The organism is Bradyrhizobium sp. USDA 4451, from assembly GCF_054822585.1.
Map to the genome: position 1 here is coordinate 6644601 of NZ_JBTRCH010000001.1, position 16009 is coordinate 6660609.

A 16009-nucleotide genomic window follows, 5' to 3' on the forward strand; every position below is an offset into this window, starting at 1 on the left:
CGGGTTCCCCGCCTCAACCGTAACGCCCTGTTAACCCTATCACCCTTACGGTCGTCGGGGCTCCGAATGGACGGTGGCCAGGTTTGGTGTGATGTCGTTTGCACAGAAGAAAACTACCGTCGTCCCCGTAGCCGAGGAGCGGCGGCGCTTTCAACGCGTCAAGGTGCACCTGCTCGGCCGCTACATGCTGCCCGACCGGCGCGAGTTTCCCTGCCAGATTATCAACATGTCCCCGGGCGGCCTCGCGCTGCTGGCCCCCGGCATCGGCAATGTCGGCGACCGCGTGATCGCGTATCTCGATCATATCGGCCGCGTCGAGGGCCGCATCACCCGCATCATCGACAACGGCTTTGCGATGACGATCGGCGCCACTGCGCGCAAGCGTGACAAGCTCGCCGCCCAGCTGACCTGGCTCGCCAACCGCGACATCCTCAATTTGCCCGAGGATCGCCGCCACGACCGTATCGTGCCGCGCAACCCGATCGCCCTGCTCACCCAGGAAGACGGCACGCGGATGACCTGCCGCATCATCGACCTTTCGTTGTCCGGTGCTGCGATCGCCGCCGAGAACCGCCCGCCGCTGAAATCCCTGGTCATGCTCGGCCGGGTGCAGGCGCGCGTGGTGCGAAATCTCGAGGAAGGCTTCGCGCTCGAGTTTGTCCACGAGCAGTCCGCGGAAACCCTCGAAGAGAGCGTTACCGCGAGGTAAAGCGAAAAACCGCTCAAGACCCCTGCTTTCAGCCCGCGAAGGCGGCCTCCGGTACACCGGTGGCCGCCTTCGATGCGTTTGGCCCGGTGAGATCGGCGGTTAACGGCCGGCATGTTTGACGCAACGGACCGCGCCGGCGCAGGGCTTGCCGGGTTAATACGTAAAACTTGAATCAATTGCAGTTGTTTCAAATTTTACGCGAATTCGATTCAAGTACAGTTCGAATTCGCCGCAGCTTTTACCAGTATTCGCGTCAAATCTACTTTGCACACTTAGCGGCGGCGAAAAAACTTTGTGCGAAACGTGGACCCAACAAGAAGAACGGGGGCCACGATGTTTGGGTTCAGGGGACAGGGGAAAGGTTTGGCGGTTGCCGCCATCCTGTTTGCGACGTGCGTGTCGGCCAAGGCCGGCGACGTGGTCTACGCCAGCCTCGGTGACGTTGCGCGTTCGCCGATCGGCTGGGTCGAATTCTGCGCCGACAATCCCGCCGAATGCCGCGGCGGCAAGACGCAACCGCGCGACATCGTGATGTCGCAGACCGCTTGGCGCGACCTCGTGCGGGTCAACAAGTGGGTCAACGAATCAATCAAGCCGATGACCGACATGGATCATTGGGGCGTGATCGAGAAATGGTCGTTGCCGACAGACGGTTACGGCGACTGCGAGGACTACGTGCTCCTGAAGCGCAAGATGCTGATGGACGCCGGCTGGCCCCGCGAGGCGCTGTTGATCACGGTGGTCCGCGACAAGAAGGGCGAAGGCCACGCAGTGCTGACGGTGAAGACCGACAAGGGCGAGTTCGTGCTCGATAACCAGAACGAAAGCATCGTCGCCTGGACCGAGACCGGCTACCGCTTCGTCAAGCGGCAATCGCAGAGCGATCCAAATGTATGGGTCTCGCTCGGCGACAACCGCCCCGCAGTTTCAACCGCAAGCTCGCGCTGAGCAGAACAGGGAATTTCGAGTTCGCGACCCGGTCACATCCCCACCCCTCCCCGTCCCAGACCGGTTCGCGCGCGGCCAGGCTTCCCCCAAAGCCTGGCCGCAACTTTTTGCGGGGCACGACAACGCATTTGCGCAGCGCTAATCCGGCGCGCCACGCAGGCGAACGCCGTTCCCTATGCGAATTGCGAAACGAGCCAGGTGACATAGCCGAAGTTCAGCGGTGGAAAGAACATCGCAGCGCTCTTCAAGACCACTCCGGTGCATGCAACGACTCCACCGCAATCGGTCCAGCCCGTCGACAGGGAGTGTCCGACGGCGAACAGTCCCAGCGCAAACGAAATGCTCTTTCGCCCATCTGTCGCCGTCATTGTCTGATCGATGGCGTCGAGCATCGGACCGAAACCGGCCGCGACAGGCCACCAGATCGGCCAGATGATCGTGCATATGATTTGCTTGATGCCCATCGGGTGCTCGCGGTCGCGGTAGAACACGCCAATCGTGAAAAGGCAGCCCAGCACGTACGCGATGAAAAATGGCAACAGAATTTTGCCCGCCACTGTCGAATCCCCCAGTTTAATTATCGCGAACCTATCAAGGTGCGCTTCAAAAGCTTTTTGAAAAAAATAGCAAAACGGCCCGCATCCTAACCGCAGGTCGGACGGGACTGCAAACCCAATTGCAGCACGCACACGCCATTAGAACCTTCGAATGACGCTGGCGTGAAGGAAGCTATCCCAATACTGACAGCAGATCTGCCTTGATCTCACGTTGATGATGCGAAATCGCGAGCTCAGCTTCAAAAGCGCGATCGAGAAATGCCGCCGTCTCCTCGGTGATGCCAACGATCTTGTTGGTGGCCTGTCGATAGAGCTCGTTCCAATCCTTGAAGGGCTTCAACTCGTCGCGTCCCAATGGACGCGTCGCCAACGCGACGCGCCTCAGCGCGATGCTGACGCGCGGCGTTTGCCTTTCGATATCGGGCTTGCGCGCCACCGGTGCGGCCGACGTCATGACCCCGCGCGCGATCAGGTCCTTGCCGCTCTCATTCTCGCTCGCGAACCGGAACACGATGTCGCCGGCGGCGATGAGCTTGCCGTACATGGTCTTCTGCGCGTTGAAGGCGAATGCTCTCGCCCGCGGATCAGAAATCTCGGCCTTGATCGCAAACGCCATTGCCCGCCTATCCGTCCAATCGCCCGCTCGCGCCATCTCGCTTGACATCCTAGCATTCGAGCGTTTGAATTGAATTCAATTCAGAATTGGATGAACCATGACCGTTGCCACCGCTGGAACGCGGGACCGGCTGCTCGCCGCGGCCCAGGACGAACTGATCAAGGGGCTCGGGCATCTCGAGATGCAGGCCGTCGCCAGGCGAGCGCGGGCCTCGGTCGGGCTCGCCTATCACCACTTCGGATCGAAAGCCGGCCTGATCGCCGCGGTCGTCGAGACGTTCTACGACCAGCTCGATCAGGCAGCGTTCGGCGGCGCCAGGCTGCCGACGGCGGACTGGGGGGCCAGAGAGAAAGCCCGGATCGGCGCCTATGTCGCGTTTCACTACGAGCATCCATTCGCTCCGCTCGTGATCGGACCGCTGAGCCGAGCACCCGAGGTGCTGGATGTCGAGACCGCTTTCACCGCCCGACAACTCGCAGCCGGGGCGCGGATGCTCGAGGCGGCACAGCGCGACGGGATCGTCGCCACCGACATCGACCCGCATCTCACCATCGCGTTGATGATCGGTGGCATCCGACAGGCATTGATCGGCGCGCTGACCGACGAGCGTCGCCCCGATCCGGCCGTCCTCACCGACGACATCTGGACCTTCATGGCCGCGGCGCTGCGCCTGCCTGCGGAGGCTCCGCCGGCGAACTCAAAGGCCATGCGGCGCAGCCGTCCCTAACGTTCAGCTACAACTCCAAGGTCGGTGGCCATCTTGTTCAATCCGCACGATTTTCACACGCCGCAATCGTCCTACGGCAAGCCGGATCTTCTGCGCTCGAGCGAGGGCGGCTATTTCGGTCCCGGCAATGCGCAATTGCCGGCGCCACCGATGCTGATGATGGATCGCATCACCGAGATCAGCAGCGACGGCGGCGCCTTCGGCAAGGGCCATGTCGCCGGCGAGCTCGACATTGCACCCGAGCACTGGTTCTTCGCCTGTCACTTTGCCGGCGATCCCGTGATGCCGGGCTGTCTCGGGCTCGATGCCATGTGGCAGATCATCGGCTTCTGGCTGGGCTGGTCGGGCTCGCCGGGCAAAGGCCGGGCGCTTGGGGTCGGCGAGGTCAAGTTCAGAGGGCACATCACGCCTGATGTCAGGCTGGTGCGCTATGAGGTCGACGTGCGCCAGGTCCGGCGCGGACGTCTGGTGCTGGGCATCGCCGATGGCCATGTGCTTGCCGACGGCGCCTGCGTCTATCTGGCGAAGGACATGAGGGTCGGCCTGATCGCGCCGACGCCCTGACCGCGCGCATATCGGACAGTCCCGTTTTGGGGCAGCAGCCGCGGAATCTGCGGCTATTTTTGCACTTCCCGCGCCACCTGCTTGAATCCCCGGGGGTTTTGCCCACGTCGCGGTTGTGCTATTCGGAACCTTTCAATTGAACATCCGGTTCTGGTCGCATGGTCGAACTTGCCCCCCGGAATGCGCAAGCCAGCAGCCTGACCGGCGTGCAGCCGATCGCGATCGGCGCCGTGGCGCTGGTGCTCGTGCTGTTCGGGATCGGCTCGATCGCGCTGTGGCGCAGCTTCAGCGGCAACGTGCCCGAGACCGACCGGATGGTCGCCGCCCGTCAATTGCAGGCGCGCACCGCGCAAGTCTCCGAGGCCCTGGTGGAAAAGACCAAGGGAATGGAGGTGACCCAGCAGGAATCGATCGATCAATTGCAGGAAGTGCAGGACCAGCTGCTGACCATGCGCAAGCAGTTCGCCCTGCAACAGGCCGACGCCAAGAGGCTCGCCGACCAGGTCGCCGCATTGACCGAACAGGTCGAGGGTCTGCGCCAGTCGCTGGCAAGCGCACAGGCCAACGAGCCGGCCGCCGAACCCGAGCCGCGCAAGCGCTCGAAGGCCACAAGGAGCGCCAACCGGAAACGCCACCGGTCGCGCGGCTGACAATCTTGCGTGCCGCCGGCGCAGCGATCGGTCGGCCATCAAATTGCGCCAATTCCCGAACAAGATCAGCAGCTAAGGTGGAACTTTCGGAACTCCAGGCCAGCCGCGGCGGCCTCGCATGAGTGCCCGTTAGCGTGAATTAATCCGGACTCTGTGAACTGGTTCACATATCGGGCTTCGAATCCGAGTCATCCTTCAACGACCGGATGGCGTGAGCCGATTTCAATATCCGGGGCTGGCAAGGTCGTTGACGGTATACTACGTCGACGGCCTTGTTTTTTGGGCTTCTTTTTTGGGCCTCGGCTCACGGGATCGGATTGCGCGGATGCCGTCAGCGGCGCGGCACGTCTCACGGTCCCCACCAAATCCGAATCTCAGCCGGCGTGACCGGCCTATTTGCTGCGATCGCGCAGCACGCGATTGCCCCGCAGCCGCAGCCGCGCAAGCTTCGGCTCGAGCTCGTGGAGCATATAGATCAACGCAACGGCAAGACTCGAAACAACCACCATGAACAGCAATGTCAGATCAGGAATGGTCAGCATCTCTGAGGCCCTCTAAGGGCCCGGCTCCAAACGCAGCCGGGCCATTTGTTGTCGCGACGGGTTCACGCACCAACTGCTGCAAAGCATACTGCTGCAAGGCATAAGCAAGCTGCATACCAGTGCGCGACCGCCGACGCGGTCGCGGGGCATCGAAACACCGGCCGCGCCGATCATTGCAAGACCATCAGCATGGCGATCGAATGGAACGGCCATGCGTCAGCGGATGGCTCAGTTGCAAACCTGCACGTGCCGGACGCGCCAGCCATACGGCGTCATCACGCTGCGGCGCACGATGTAGCAGCCTCCGTCACCATAGCCATAGCCGTCGTCATAGCCATAGCCGGCATAGTACGGATTGCCGTAGTAGCCGTCATAGTAGTCGTAAGCGCCATAGCCGAGCCCGAAGCCGATCGCAGCCGCGGCGAGCGGATAGCCGTAGCCCCAGCCGCGCCGATAGTAGCCACCGTGCCAGCCGCCGCCACCATGCCAGCCGCGGCCAGCCCAGCCGCCGCCGATCGCAGCCGAACGGAAGCCGCCGCCTGCGCCCATGGCGCGGAATGCACCACCATGGAAGCCGCCGAAACCGCCGCCGCCGCGGAAGCCACCGCCTCCGTGGAATCCGCCACCGCCGAAGCCGCCGCGTGCCGACGCGGCGTCGACCGTGAACAGGGCAGCCGATGCCGTCGCCAGCAAGGCAATCATCGTCTTACGCAACATCACCCGTTACTCCTCTTTCCAAGGCTTGTCGTTGTAAGCCTCATCCGCCGCGTCCCGCGCATGCTAACCCAATGTAGGACCGAGGCTTCGGCCGCGCGGCAATGTCGCGCTCACTTCTGCGCGACCCGTGTTCATCAAGGTCCCGGCCTCAAAGGTTAACAGCCGCGGCAGATGCCTTTGGTCCGACGATCGACTTCCTTGTTCTCGTCAGCGATCGCTTTGTCGACGCTCTCTGTCGTCGTTGCTGAGCCGGTGGTCATGCCTTTGCCAGTGTTGGGGCCGCCGGAGGATTGCGCGGTGCCGGCAGTGTTGGTCCCGGCTGGCGGTGACGTGGTCTGCGGTGATATCGGGCTGGCCGATGACGGGCCGCCGGTCCCGGCGCCGCTCTCGGTCCCCTGGGCGACGGCAACCGCGGGCGCCAACACAATCGCAATTGTCGCGAGTGCTGTGGTGATGGATAATTTGTGCATGGCAATGCTCCCTTTCCGATACCAACGAGACCGCAAAACGCCGGTTCCCCGGGGCGCTGGAGCAATACAGTTTGGGAGCAATGCAAATTGCGCAAGCTGATCGAGTTCGACGACGACACGTTCGACAAGCTGAAGCAGCTCGGCCGCGACCGCATGGCGACCTTGCAGGAGCTCGCCGACGAGGCTTTCGCCGACCTCCTCAAGAAGCACGGTATCCCGATCGACCTGAGAGATGCGCTGCGCAAGAGCGCAAGACTTCAGGAGGCAGCGAGGCCGCAGGAAGCAGCGAAGCCACGCGCAGCACCGAAAGGCGCACGCAAGCAGGGCCGCAAGCGCTGAAAGATCAGCCGATCTTCTTCAGTCCGGCTTTGTACTGCGGACCCCTGATCGCGTAGGATTTCGCCGGCCGCGACAGCGCCTCGGCCTGCGCGGCGTCGAGTGTCCGCACCGCGCGCGCCGGCGCGCCGATGATCAGGGAGTTTTCCGGAAACTCCTTGCCCTCGGTGATGACCGAGCCGGCGCCGACCACGCTGCCGCGCCGGATGCGCGCGCCGTTCATCACGATCGATCCCATGCCGATCAACACGCCGTCTTCCAGCGTGCAGCCGTGCACGATCGCATTGTGGCCGATCGTGACGTTGTTGCCGATGGTCAGCGGAAAGCCGGGATCGACGTGCAGGGTCGAATTGTCCTGAACGTTGGAGCCCTCGCCGATCTCGATCCACTCATTGTCGCCGCGCACGACCGCGCCGAACCAGACGCTCGCTCTCGGCCGGAGGCGGACCTTGCCGATCACAACGGCATTGTCGGCGATGAAGGTGCTGCCGTCAGCGGGAAGATCGGGCCCCTGCCCGTCGAGTTCGTAGATCGCCATGGATGTCTCCCTGGAGCGTTTTCGAGCGAAGTGGACGCCGGTTCGCGTGAAGAAAACGCGTCAAAACGAAAATCCGGAGCTGCGTGTGCTGATTCAACCAGAACCGAAGCTCTCGTCCGGACGACCTTGGCACAGCGACGGATGTTGATTCAAGCAAGTGCAGCCACGATCCGGGCGCGGATCGTGACCGGTCAGCCGAACACGCCCGCAGCGCGCAGCGTCATCATGAAGAAGGTGCCGGACATCAGGCTCCAGAAGCCGGAGATGACGGTTGCCATCATCACGAACTCGAAGCGGCGGCGTTCGATCCGCGCGCCGCGCAGCGTGTTGCGCATGATGATGAACGGTGCGGCGAACACCAGGAACGGGACCGCGGCAAAGGTCTTCGGCGCCACGCCCTCCTGCAGCAGGCCGAAGCCTGCCGGGCGCTCCGCCATCGCCTGATAGCCGCTGGCCAGTGCGCCGGCGAGCGCGAAGCCGATGAACAGAGAGAACAGCGAATTCAGGGTATCGGGCGACATCGGAACTTCCGCTACGCTACGGGCCACTCACGCTTGCTTCGCAGAATTGACCGCCGGCCGCCACATCATCCTTAAGGAAAGGTTAATCGGGCGCGTCTGAGGCGGTGTTTGCGCATGGCCATTCACTGAGGGATTCCATTGGAATCGTACGGAAATTCCTCGCCACGTGGCATATTCGGCAGATGATTCGGCCACCCTCGATCTGGTCTTTGCCTCGTTCATGACGCTTCTCTCGACGGCCCAGCATCTCGCCCGCGATACCCGCCGCAACCCGCGCGCGCATCTCGTTCCGATCATCGCCTCGGCCGTCATCGCGGCCAGCGCGATTGCGCTTGTCGCCTATCTGTTGTGGCCGACCTACACCACCGTGCCGGCGAGCGATCCGTCGCGGCTGCCGGTGAGCGTCGGCGGCACGCTGTTCAACGTGCCGACCATGGCGGTGCGCATGAAGATCCAGCGCCATTCCGGGCCGCAGGAGCGCGTCGATCTGAGCTTCCTCTACCCGTCACTGGAGGTGCCCAGCGCGCCGAAGCACTACAGTGCCGATACCGTTGAGGACAAGGTGCAGCCGATCGACCGGATCTTCGTGTCGATCTCGGCGCATCACGATTCACTCGCGCCCGACATGCGCGTGCGCACGATCTATCCGCGCTATCTCGACGAGCGCGCGACGACCGACGACGGCCTGACCGCGCGTGCGTTCCGCGACGGCACGCCCTATGGCGGCGAAGACCTGTTCAGCGCGGCCGAGCCGCAGCTGATCGCACGCTGCACGCGCGATACGTCGACGCCCGGCATGTGCCTGAGTGAACGGCGCATCGAGGGCGCCGATCTGATCTTCCGCTTTCCGCGCAGCTGGCTCGCACAATGGCGCGACATCGCCACCGCGATGGATCGCCTTTCCGCGCAAATGCACAGCGCGAAGGGGTAACTCCGTCATTGCGGGGGAGCGACCTGTCCATCGAAGGATCGTCGGTCCCTGCAATGACGATCTGATGCTGCCCAGCCCTTACTCGGCCAGATCTTCTTCCAGGATGGCCATCTGGAACTGGAACGAGCGATCATCGTCCTCGTCGTCGACGAACAGCACCCCGATGAACTCCTCGCCGATATAGACTTCGGCCGAGTCGTCCTTCTTGGGCCGCGGCACCACGCGGATCTTGGGATTGCTGAACACGCGCTTCAGATACGCGTCGAGCTTCCTGACTTCCTGAACGTCCACGGCCGTCTCCAATCGGGTCGATGATTTTCGGGGGAGTTTTAGGACGAGACGCCGAAGATCGCCAGAGCCTTTTCAGGCTTGGCGACGTGATGTTGCGCACACGCAAAAATGCGCGGCCGATCAGAAAGCGAACGAAATCAAAGCCCGATCGCGTTGAGCATCTGATCCATGGTGCGCGACGGCTCGGCACAGCCGGCTTCGCCGACGATTTTCGCCGGCACGCCCGCGACCGTGACGTTGTGCGGAACAGGCTTGACCACGACGGAGCCCGCCGCGATGCGCGCGCAATGACCGATCTCGATATTGCCGAGGATCTTGGCGCCGGCGCCGATCAGCACGCCGTGGCGGATCTTCGGATGGCGATCCTCGTTCTCCTTGCCGGTGCCGCCGAGCGTGACGCCATGCAGGATCGAGACGTCGTCGTCGATGACGGCGGTCTCGCCGCAGACGAAACCGGTGGCGTGATCGAGAAAGATGCCGCGGCCGATCCGGGCCGCCGGATTGATGTCGGTCTGGAACACCGCCGACGAGCGGCTCTGCAGGTAGAACGCAAAATCCTTGCGGCCGTTCTGATAGAGCCAGTGCGCGAGACGATGTGTCTGCAACGCGTGGAAGCCCTTGAAGTAGAGCAATGGATCGATGAAGCGCGAGGTCGCCGGATCGCGGTCATAGACCGCGACGAGGTCGGCGCGGAAGGCGTTGCCGATGTCGGGCTCGTCACGCAAAGCCTCGCCATAGGTCTGGCGGATCAGGTCGCCCGACAGCGCGGCGTGATCGAGCCGTTCGGCGATGCGATGGACCACCGAATCTTCCAGGCGCTCATGATGCAGCACGGTCGCATAGATGAAGGATGCGAGCTCCGGCTCGCGCCGCAGGATGTCTTCCGCCTCGCCGCGGATCCGATCCCAGATCGGATCGAGCGCCGCCAGCTTGCCCCCCTGCGGATTGACCTGATGAACTGCCATGGCTGCTCTCGCAATTCGGTTGTTCTGATGTGCGTTATAGCACGATGGACCCAGCGCGTCCCGGGAAGGCTCGGTACGGTAAACCCCAGCCGAACGTCCCCGGACCGGCGTCTAGGGGAGTTGGTCGGGATTTTGCCGAAATCAAGCCGTGCTTCTGCAACTATTGGCGGATTTCGTCGCCAGTGTGGTTTTGGGCATGGTCAGCCCCAATAAAGGGGGAAACATCATCAATACCCGAAGTTTGGGCGCCCGCCTGACCGATGCACGGTCGGTCTGGATCGCCACCATTGCCATCCCCCTCCTCCTGCTCGCCCCTGCCTTCTGGAACGGCTATCCGCTGCTCCAATGGGATACCGGCGGCTATCTGGCCCGCTGGTATGAGGGCTATCTGGTGCCGAGCCGGTCCACCGTGTTCGGCATCTACCTCCATCTCGGCGAGACATCGGGCTTCTGGCTCAACCTCGGTGTCCAGACGCTGGCGACGCTGTGGATCCTGCAGCTGACGCTGCGCGTGCTCGACCTCGCCCGGCCGGTCCGGCTGATCGCGATCAGCCTTGCGCTGATCGCCACCACCGCGCTGCCCTGGCTTGCCAGCATGCTGCTGACCGACATCTTCGCCGGCCTGTCGGTGCTCGCGCTCTTCATCCTCGTGCTCTGCGGCGACAGGATCTCGACGCCGGAGAAAGCGGTGCTGTTCGGCTTCACCGCATTCTCGGCCGCAACCCACAGCGCGACGCTCGCGGTGCTGCTCGGCCTGTGCTGCGTCGGCTGGATGCTGCGTCCGTGGCTCGGCCGGCGCATCCCGGTCGCAAGCCTCGTGCAAGGCAGCCTAACCATCGTTGCGGGCGCGGCGATGCTGCTGGCGGCTAATTTTGCGCTGTCCGGACAGCTCGCCTGGACGCCCGGCGGCATCGGCGTCGCCTTCGGCCGCATGCTGCAGGATGGCATCGTCACGCAATATCTGCGCGACCATTGCGCGAAGGAGAAGTTGAAGCTCTGTCCCTATCGCAACGAGTTGCCGCCGACCGCCGACGACTTCCTGTGGGGCCACAGCATGTTCAACACGCTCGGCCGCTTCCAGGGACTGAACGACGAGATGGGATACATCGTGCAGCGTTCGCTGGCGGAATATCCGGCATGGCAGGCCACGGCGGCGCTGAAGGCAACCGCCGACCAGCTGATGCATGTCGCGACCGGCGAAGGCACCAACGGCTGGATCCCGCATACCTATGGGATCATCGAGCGCTACATTCCCGCGCAGGTCGCGCCGATGCGCGCGGCGCGACAACAAAAATGGCATCTCGACTTCACCGCGATCAACCGCATCCACGTGCCGGTCGCGCTGGCCTCGATGCTGCTGGTCGTGCTGCTGTTCGGCCGCGGGCTCTGGCAGCGGCGGTTCGACGACATCACCGCACTGGCGGGCACCGTCACGCTCGCTTTGCTCGGCAATGCCGTCGTCTGCGGCGTGATCTCGGGTCCGCACGACCGCTACGGCGCGCGCCTGGTCTGGGTTGCGACCTTTGTGGTGCTGATCGCAGCCGCGCGTGCCTTGGCCAGGGATGACGAGAACGACGACGAACTACTTCCGCCGCGACAGGAAGTCGATGACCCCGGTCTTGTAGACCTTGTCGCCGACCGCGCGCATATGATCGCGGTTCGGAATGTCGAGCACCTCCGACCCCGGAATGACCCGGCCGAGCGCTGACGCCGAACCCGCGATCTCATCCTTGCTGCCGACCGCGATCAGCACCGGCACGCCGATCCCAGCGGCCTCCTCGCGCGTCATCAGCCGGCGCGAGCCGCGCAGGCAGGCCGCAAGCGCGCGGCGATCGGAACGGGTCTGATCGGCAAAGGCGCGAAAGGTGCGGCCGACCGGATCGGTGACATCATCGAGCGACGGCGCCTCCAGCGCCAGCGCGACGTTCTCGCCCGGACCGCCGCCCTCGATCAGCCCGATGCCGATGCCACCGAGGATCGCCGAGCGCACCCGATCGGAATGTTCGCGCGCCAGGATCGCGGTCATCCGCGAGCCCAGCGAATAGCCCATGATGTCGGCGCGCGCGATTCCGAGATGATCCATCAGCGCGATCACGTCGCTTGCCATGATCGCGATCTCGTACTGCGCGGCGTCGTAGAGCTTGGCGGATTCGCCGTGGCCGCGATTGTCGAGCGCGATGACGCGACGGCCGGCCTTGACGAGATCCGACACCCAGGTCGGATAGATCCAGTTGACGTTCTTGCTCGAGGCAAAGCCGTGCACGAGCACGATCGGTTCGCCTGCGCCTTCGTCGATATAGGCAATTTCAACATCGCCGTGGTGGAAACTCGGCATCATGCATTCCGTCGTTGCTTGGGATTGTTTCTTGGGATTGTTTCTTGAGATTTTCGATTGGCGATCGACAGGCGACCGGCAACCCTACCCTTGGGCGGGCATACTCGCCAGCGTTGCCTGCGCAGCCATCTGCCGCTTCAGGCGCAACGCCTTGCTTCGTCTGAGCGACCACGCGGTGGTCCGCTCGGTGGTGGCCTTGATCGACGACAGCAAGCCGAACAGCGCAAGCAGCGCGCCGAACAGCCACATGGAGAGGTCGAATGCACCGGCCGCGAGCAGCAGCGCGCCGCGGCCGAGCAGCTTGATGATGGCGCGGGTCTGCCCACCCTTCACCTCGGCGATGCGGGCCGCGCGCGCGATCTCCTGTGGGTTCTCCGCGACCTTGAGCGTGTCCCGCGCCGCGCGAACCCCGGCCGCCTCACCAATGCGTCCAACATCCTTGGCGGTGCGCACCAGCGCGCCGGCCTTCTCGGCGCGGAATGCCGCGCGGATCGCGGTTGCAGTTTCCATCGGCCGCAGCACCGAGCCGGAGGCGACCGCCTCGCGCAGCGCCGGCTGGTCGACGACGTCGCGGGTCGAGCGACCGGCCCATGCGATCATGCCCTCGCTCAGCCGTCCGGCCTTACGCGTGTCCTTGACCAGCGTCAGCCCGGCGCGCAGCGGCGCAGCGCCGCCGACCGAGACATACGTCGCCGCGGTCACGGCGAGCCCGGCGGCCGCAAGGCCGAGCACCAGCTGGTCGGTGTCCTCGCCCATCACGAGGTGCTTGCCCTCGCGCACCACATCCCTGACGTCGCCGAACACGAACAGGTCGCCCGCGACGGTGCCGGACAGGCTTGCGACGTCGTCGGCATTGCCGGTCACGAGGCCGGTGGCGAATCCCTTGGCGAAATGCGTGGTGGATGATTGCTCGGCGCGCGCATCATCGACACGCTTGGTGAGTTCGTCACTGAGCGCGATGTTCTTGTCGCCCGCGAGCGCGACGAAGCTCACCGCAAGGTCAGCGTCGCCTGCGGCGAGTGCCGCCTCGATATTGTCCGAGATCAACGCCGGGTTGTTGCGCAGAACGGAATTGAGCCTGATGTCGGCAAGCGCCGCGGGATCGTCCCGCACAGCGAGCACGGTGCCGGCGTCACGGGCATGCGGCCAAATGGCTGCGCCGACGGCGGCGCTTGCCGCCAGGCCGACCACCGCGAAACTGAGGCGCACCCCGTTCATCCCGCTGAAAACCTCTAGTTTTATTCGCCTTGTTCAAGCCGCTTTGGACATAGTGTGCCGTTTTTGAGACACAACGGCTCCGACCAAAGAAGGGCTTCTCTGGGACGACAAGATTGTGTCGAATTTGCATGAGCAAATGAGCCATCGGGGCTCTAGGAATCAACCGTTCCCGCCAGTATGGTGCGCGGCATTTCGCGATGCCGCATGCTGTTTGCGTCTGCCCGTCGTTGCCATCAAGGTGAGAATATGTCCGACCACGTCGTCCCGCACTTCCATAACGATGCCGGTGTCTCGGTGATCGAGATCGGATCGCAGGAGTTCATGTGCGTGGGCGCCAATCCTCCGTTCGACCATCCGCACGTGTTCCTCGACCTCGGCAACGACAACGAGATCATCTGCCCGTACTGCTCGACGCTCTATCGCTTCGCGCCCGACCTCGCTGCCGGCGAAGCACGCCCGCCGGAATGCGTGCTGAAAGACAAAGTCGCCTGACCGGTCCGTGGCGCTGACGCGAACCGTCATCGTTGCCGGTGCCGGGATCGGAGGACTGACGGCGTCGCTGACCTTGGCGGCACAAGGCTTTCGCGTCGTGGTGCTGGAGAAGGCCGAGCGGCTCGAGGAAGCCGGCGCCGGCATCCAGCTCTCTCCCAATGCCAGCCGCATCCTGGTCGAGCTCGGGCTCAAGGAACCGTTGGCGCGGCGCGCGGTCACGCCTGAATCCGTCACCATCCTGAGCGCGCGGGCCGGCGGCGAGATCGCCCGGATGCCGCTCGGCCAGGCGGCCGAGTTCCGCGCCGGCGCGCCCTATTGGGTGATCCACCGCGCCGATTTGCAGGCCGCGTTGCAGGCCGCCGTCAACGACCATCCCGATATCGAGCTGCGGCTCGGCTGCCAGTTCGAGGACGTGACCAAGCACGCCAAGGGCCTGACGGTCATGCAGCGCCGCGGCAATTCACGGCAGGAGGAATTGGCCGTCGCGCTGATCGGCGCCGACGGCATCTGGTCGTCGGTGCGCGGACATTTGTTTCCGGATGTACAACCGCAATTCTCCGGCCTGATCGCCTGGCGCGGCACGCTGGACGCAACCGCCCTGCCACGTGAATACACCGCGCCGCGCGTGCAGCTGTGGATGGGGCCGGACGCCCATCTCGTCGCCTATCCGATCTCGGCCGGACGCCAGATCAATGTGGTCGCGATCGTGTCCGGCACCTGGAACCGGCCGGGCTGGAGTGCGCCCGGCGACATCAACGAGATCAAGCGCGCGTTCGCCACTGCGCGCTGGCCCGCCACGGCGCGGATGCTGATCGGCGCAGTCGACGGCTGGCGCAAATGGGCGCTGTTCACCCTGCCCCATATCGGCCGCTGGAGCGAAGGCGCGGTGACGCTGCTCGGCGACGCCGCGCATGCCATGTTGCCGTTTGCCGCGCAAGGCGCCGGCATGGCGATCGAGGATGCCGCCGTGCTCGCCAAGGCGCTGAGCGACAGCACCGGTGAGAACACCGGAAATATTTCCGCCGCGCTGAAGCGCTACGCGCAGATGCGGCGCGCGCGCGTGGCGAGGGTGCAGCGCATGGCTCGGCAGCAGGGCCGCATCTATCATTTGAGCGGAGCCGCGGCGATCGCGCGCGATCTCGCGATCCGCGCCATCGGACCGGAGCGCATGCTGGCGCGGCAGGACTGGATCTACGACTGGCGCGCCTGAGCGATCGTGCCCTGCGCGCCGACGCGCCCGAAGCGCCGATCTCAGTGAACGAGACTGCGCGGTGCGCGCGGGCCCTTCGGCGCCGGCGTGGGGGCTGCGGGCGCGGCCGGCGGGGTGTCCGGCGGGGCTTCGTGGCACTTGCCCTTGCGCCAGGCCTCTTCCGCAAGCTTCTGCTGGGAGTGGATCGAGATCAGCTCGTTGCGATAGACCATCTCCGAGACCACGGTACCGCCGACGCCGGTCTCCGCCTTGGCCATCAGCCTTTCCTGCTCCGTCGCACGGGACTTGAGGCCCGTGCGCTCGGCCTCGAGCTGCTTGCAGTCATACAGTTCGTATTTGGCGGGATCGGCAAACGCCGACGGCACATTGTCGCCGATCTGCGCGCAGCCGGAAACCGCCGCGGCCGAGACGAGCAGCGTAACGATGGCTGCCGAGCGCAACGGATTTGGGCGGCTTGGGAAACGAACGGACATTCGGCTTTCTTAGTCGGACAGTGTTGAGATTGCCTAAAGCAGCCACCGGTGTCCGGATTGAGGCTCAATCGCGGCGGCGCGCTGCTTATCCCAATGCGGCGCGGCCGACGCAAATGGAATCGCAGGCCGCAAGCTTAAGCCTTTGAAAGCTCACCTGTTAGCACCGGATAATGACAATTCCACTCCGCGCCCAAACGCG

The 16009-nt window shown here is 64.2% G+C and carries 21 protein-coding genes and 1 pseudogene; 10 read left to right on the forward strand and 12 right to left on the reverse strand.

The annotated features are described in order from the left end of the window. Window positions 1–91 precede the first annotated feature (91 nt). Together ACVMB0_RS31040 and ACVMB0_RS31045 are read left to right on the forward strand one after the other, a co-directional pair. Window positions 92–709 (forward strand): PilZ domain-containing protein, encoded by a 618-nt coding sequence (locus ACVMB0_RS31040; protein ID WP_028336124.1) that lies wholly within the window; start codon window positions 92–94, stop codon window positions 707–709. Window positions 710–1042: 333 nt separating this feature from the next. Beyond that, entirely contained in the window at window positions 1043–1657 is a 615-nt protein-coding gene (locus ACVMB0_RS31045; protein ID WP_461348655.1) for a transglutaminase-like cysteine peptidase, read from the forward strand. 173 nt (window positions 1658–1830) lie between these two features. Here the strand turns inward: ACVMB0_RS31045 and ACVMB0_RS31050 are convergent, their stop codons facing one another. Together ACVMB0_RS31050 and ACVMB0_RS31055 are read right to left on the reverse strand one after the other, a co-directional pair. Next, on the reverse strand, window positions 1831–2214 hold the full coding sequence (locus ACVMB0_RS31050; RefSeq protein WP_456754037.1) for a hypothetical protein: 384 nt from the start codon (window positions 2212–2214) through the stop codon (window positions 1831–1833). A 172-nt stretch (window positions 2215–2386) separates the two neighbouring features. Next, window positions 2387–2866, reverse strand: a complete 480-nt coding sequence (locus tag ACVMB0_RS31055; protein WP_461348656.1) for a hypothetical protein — start codon at window positions 2864–2866, stop codon at window positions 2387–2389. A gap of 61 nt (window positions 2867–2927) precedes the next feature. Between ACVMB0_RS31055 and ACVMB0_RS31060 the strand changes: the two genes are divergently transcribed. The 3 genes from ACVMB0_RS31060 to ACVMB0_RS31070 all read left to right on the forward strand — a co-directional run bounded on the left by ACVMB0_RS31060 (window position 2928) and on the right by ACVMB0_RS31070 (window position 4771). Further along, the gene (locus tag ACVMB0_RS31060) at window positions 2928–3557 is read left to right on the forward strand and encodes a TetR/AcrR family transcriptional regulator (protein ID WP_461348657.1); all 630 of its coding nucleotides are present in this window, start codon (window positions 2928–2930) and stop codon (window positions 3555–3557) included. A 24-nt stretch (window positions 3558–3581) separates the two neighbouring features. Then, window positions 3582–4121: a bifunctional 3-hydroxydecanoyl-ACP dehydratase/trans-2-decenoyl-ACP isomerase gene (gene fabA, locus ACVMB0_RS31065; protein WP_456797905.1), complete on the forward strand. Its 540-nt coding sequence runs from the start codon at window positions 3582–3584 to the stop codon at window positions 4119–4121. 158 nt (window positions 4122–4279) lie between these two features. Further along, window positions 4280–4771, forward strand: a complete 492-nt coding sequence (locus ACVMB0_RS31070) for a hypothetical protein (RefSeq protein WP_456754033.1) — start codon at window positions 4280–4282, stop codon at window positions 4769–4771. Between the two features lie 392 nt (window positions 4772–5163). On the opposite strand, the gene ACVMB0_RS31075 is transcribed toward ACVMB0_RS31070, so the two are convergent. The 3 genes from ACVMB0_RS31075 to ACVMB0_RS31085 all read right to left on the reverse strand — a co-directional run bounded on the left by ACVMB0_RS31075 (window position 5164) and on the right by ACVMB0_RS31085 (window position 6500). After that, the gene (locus tag ACVMB0_RS31075) at window positions 5164–5313 is read right to left on the reverse strand and encodes a hypothetical protein (protein ID WP_456797904.1); all 150 of its coding nucleotides are present in this window, start codon (window positions 5311–5313) and stop codon (window positions 5164–5166) included. A 228-nt stretch (window positions 5314–5541) separates the two neighbouring features. After that, complete coding sequence (locus ACVMB0_RS31080) at window positions 5542–6030, reverse strand: hypothetical protein (protein WP_456754031.1); 489 nt, start codon at window positions 6028–6030, stop codon at window positions 5542–5544. A gap of 155 nt (window positions 6031–6185) precedes the next feature. After that, the gene (locus tag ACVMB0_RS31085) at window positions 6186–6500 is read right to left on the reverse strand and encodes a hypothetical protein (RefSeq protein WP_461348658.1); all 315 of its coding nucleotides are present in this window, start codon (window positions 6498–6500) and stop codon (window positions 6186–6188) included. An 87-nt stretch (window positions 6501–6587) separates the two neighbouring features. Here ACVMB0_RS31085 and ACVMB0_RS31090 point away from each other — a divergent pair, with 87 nt between their 5' ends. Continuing rightward, window positions 6588–6839, forward strand: a complete 252-nt coding sequence (locus ACVMB0_RS31090; RefSeq protein WP_461348659.1) for a hypothetical protein — start codon at window positions 6588–6590, stop codon at window positions 6837–6839. 4 nt (window positions 6840–6843) lie between these two features. Here ACVMB0_RS31090 and ACVMB0_RS31095 read toward each other — a convergent pair whose 3' ends face one another. Both ACVMB0_RS31095 and ACVMB0_RS31100 read right to left on the reverse strand, forming a co-directional pair. Further along, window positions 6844–7374: a gamma carbonic anhydrase family protein gene (locus tag ACVMB0_RS31095; RefSeq protein ID WP_456754028.1), complete on the reverse strand. Its 531-nt coding sequence runs from the start codon at window positions 7372–7374 to the stop codon at window positions 6844–6846. Window positions 7375–7565: 191 nt separating this feature from the next. Continuing rightward, on the reverse strand, window positions 7566–7895 hold the full coding sequence (locus ACVMB0_RS31100) for a DUF6949 family protein (protein ID WP_456754027.1): 330 nt from the start codon (window positions 7893–7895) through the stop codon (window positions 7566–7568). A 220-nt stretch (window positions 7896–8115) separates the two neighbouring features. Here ACVMB0_RS31100 and ACVMB0_RS31105 point away from each other — a divergent pair, with 220 nt between their 5' ends. Beyond that, window positions 8116–8826 (forward strand): hypothetical protein, encoded by a 711-nt coding sequence (locus ACVMB0_RS31105; protein WP_461349743.1) that lies wholly within the window; start codon window positions 8116–8118, stop codon window positions 8824–8826. A 78-nt stretch (window positions 8827–8904) separates the two neighbouring features. On the opposite strand, the gene ACVMB0_RS31110 is transcribed toward ACVMB0_RS31105, so the two are convergent. Further along, entirely contained in the window at window positions 8905–9117 is a 213-nt protein-coding gene (locus ACVMB0_RS31110) for a DUF3126 family protein (RefSeq protein WP_021077729.1), read from the reverse strand. 137 nt (window positions 9118–9254) lie between these two features. Beyond that, window positions 9255–10082, reverse strand: a complete 828-nt coding sequence (cysE, locus tag ACVMB0_RS31115; RefSeq protein WP_456754026.1) for a serine O-acetyltransferase — start codon at window positions 10080–10082, stop codon at window positions 9255–9257. A 196-nt stretch (window positions 10083–10278) separates the two neighbouring features. On the opposite strand from cysE, the pseudogene ACVMB0_RS31120 reads away from it, so the two are divergent. Then, a pseudogene (locus ACVMB0_RS31120) lies at window positions 10279–11649 on the forward strand (hypothetical protein); the annotation flags it as partial. A gap of 15 nt (window positions 11650–11664) precedes the next feature. Here ACVMB0_RS31120 and ACVMB0_RS31125 read toward each other — a convergent pair. Then, the gene (locus ACVMB0_RS31125; RefSeq protein WP_456797899.1) at window positions 11665–12417 is read right to left on the reverse strand and encodes an alpha/beta fold hydrolase; all 753 of its coding nucleotides are present in this window, start codon (window positions 12415–12417) and stop codon (window positions 11665–11667) included. An 84-nt stretch (window positions 12418–12501) separates the two neighbouring features. Then, window positions 12502–13635, reverse strand: coding sequence for a hypothetical protein (locus ACVMB0_RS31130; protein WP_461348660.1), 1134 nt, complete (start codon window positions 13633–13635; stop codon window positions 12502–12504). Between the two features lie 246 nt (window positions 13636–13881). Here ACVMB0_RS31130 and ACVMB0_RS31135 point away from each other — a divergent pair, with 246 nt between their 5' ends. Both ACVMB0_RS31135 and ACVMB0_RS31140 read left to right on the forward strand, forming a co-directional pair. Continuing rightward, entirely contained in the window at window positions 13882–14127 is a 246-nt protein-coding gene (locus ACVMB0_RS31135; protein WP_021077734.1) for a zinc-finger domain-containing protein, read from the forward strand. 7 nt (window positions 14128–14134) lie between these two features. Further along, on the forward strand, window positions 14135–15337 hold the full coding sequence (locus ACVMB0_RS31140) for an FAD-dependent monooxygenase (protein ID WP_461348661.1): 1203 nt from the start codon (window positions 14135–14137) through the stop codon (window positions 15335–15337). A 41-nt stretch (window positions 15338–15378) separates the two neighbouring features. Here the strand turns inward: ACVMB0_RS31140 and ACVMB0_RS31145 are convergent, their stop codons facing one another. Further along, the gene (locus ACVMB0_RS31145; protein ID WP_461348662.1) at window positions 15379–15810 is read right to left on the reverse strand and encodes a twin-arginine translocation pathway signal; all 432 of its coding nucleotides are present in this window, start codon (window positions 15808–15810) and stop codon (window positions 15379–15381) included. Window positions 15811–16009: the final 199 nt, after the last annotated feature.

What these genes read in the sequence shown, in the direction of transcription:
- ACVMB0_RS31045 (WP_461348655.1), top strand. Translation starts at nt 1,043, where the DNA reads ATGTTTGGGTTCAGGGGACAGGGGAAAGGTTTGGCGGTTGCCGCCATC.
- ACVMB0_RS31135 (WP_021077734.1), top strand. Translation starts at nt 13,882, where the DNA reads ATGTCCGACCACGTCGTCCCGCACTTCCATAACGATGCCGGTGTCTCG.
- ACVMB0_RS31085 (WP_461348658.1), bottom strand. Translation starts at nt 6,500, where the DNA reads ATGCACAAATTATCCATCACCACAGCACTCGCGACAATTGCGATTGTG.
- ACVMB0_RS31145 (WP_461348662.1), bottom strand. Translation starts at nt 15,810, where the DNA reads ATGTCCGTTCGTTTCCCAAGCCGCCCAAATCCGTTGCGCTCGGCAGCC.
- ACVMB0_RS31055 (WP_461348656.1), bottom strand. Translation starts at nt 2,866, where the DNA reads ATGGCGCGAGCGGGCGATTGGACGGATAGGCGGGCAATGGCGTTTGCG.
- ACVMB0_RS31105 (WP_461349743.1), top strand. Translation starts at nt 8,116, where the DNA reads ATGACGCTTCTCTCGACGGCCCAGCATCTCGCCCGCGATACCCGCCGC.
- ACVMB0_RS31070 (WP_456754033.1), top strand. Translation starts at nt 4,280, where the DNA reads ATGGTCGAACTTGCCCCCCGGAATGCGCAAGCCAGCAGCCTGACCGGC.
- ACVMB0_RS31130 (WP_461348660.1), bottom strand. Translation starts at nt 13,635, where the DNA reads ATGAACGGGGTGCGCCTCAGTTTCGCGGTGGTCGGCCTGGCGGCAAGC.
- ACVMB0_RS31060 (WP_461348657.1), top strand. Translation starts at nt 2,928, where the DNA reads ATGACCGTTGCCACCGCTGGAACGCGGGACCGGCTGCTCGCCGCGGCC.
- ACVMB0_RS31040 (WP_028336124.1), top strand. Translation starts at nt 92, where the DNA reads ATGTCGTTTGCACAGAAGAAAACTACCGTCGTCCCCGTAGCCGAGGAG.
- ACVMB0_RS31125 (WP_456797899.1), bottom strand. Translation starts at nt 12,417, where the DNA reads ATGCCGAGTTTCCACCACGGCGATGTTGAAATTGCCTATATCGACGAA.
- ACVMB0_RS31075 (WP_456797904.1), bottom strand. Translation starts at nt 5,313, where the DNA reads ATGCTGACCATTCCTGATCTGACATTGCTGTTCATGGTGGTTGTTTCG.
- ACVMB0_RS31095 (WP_456754028.1), bottom strand. Translation starts at nt 7,374, where the DNA reads ATGGCGATCTACGAACTCGACGGGCAGGGGCCCGATCTTCCCGCTGAC.
- ACVMB0_RS31100 (WP_456754027.1), bottom strand. Translation starts at nt 7,895, where the DNA reads ATGTCGCCCGATACCCTGAATTCGCTGTTCTCTCTGTTCATCGGCTTC.
- cysE (WP_456754026.1), bottom strand. Translation starts at nt 10,082, where the DNA reads ATGGCAGTTCATCAGGTCAATCCGCAGGGGGGCAAGCTGGCGGCGCTC.
- ACVMB0_RS31080 (WP_456754031.1), bottom strand. Translation starts at nt 6,030, where the DNA reads ATGTTGCGTAAGACGATGATTGCCTTGCTGGCGACGGCATCGGCTGCC.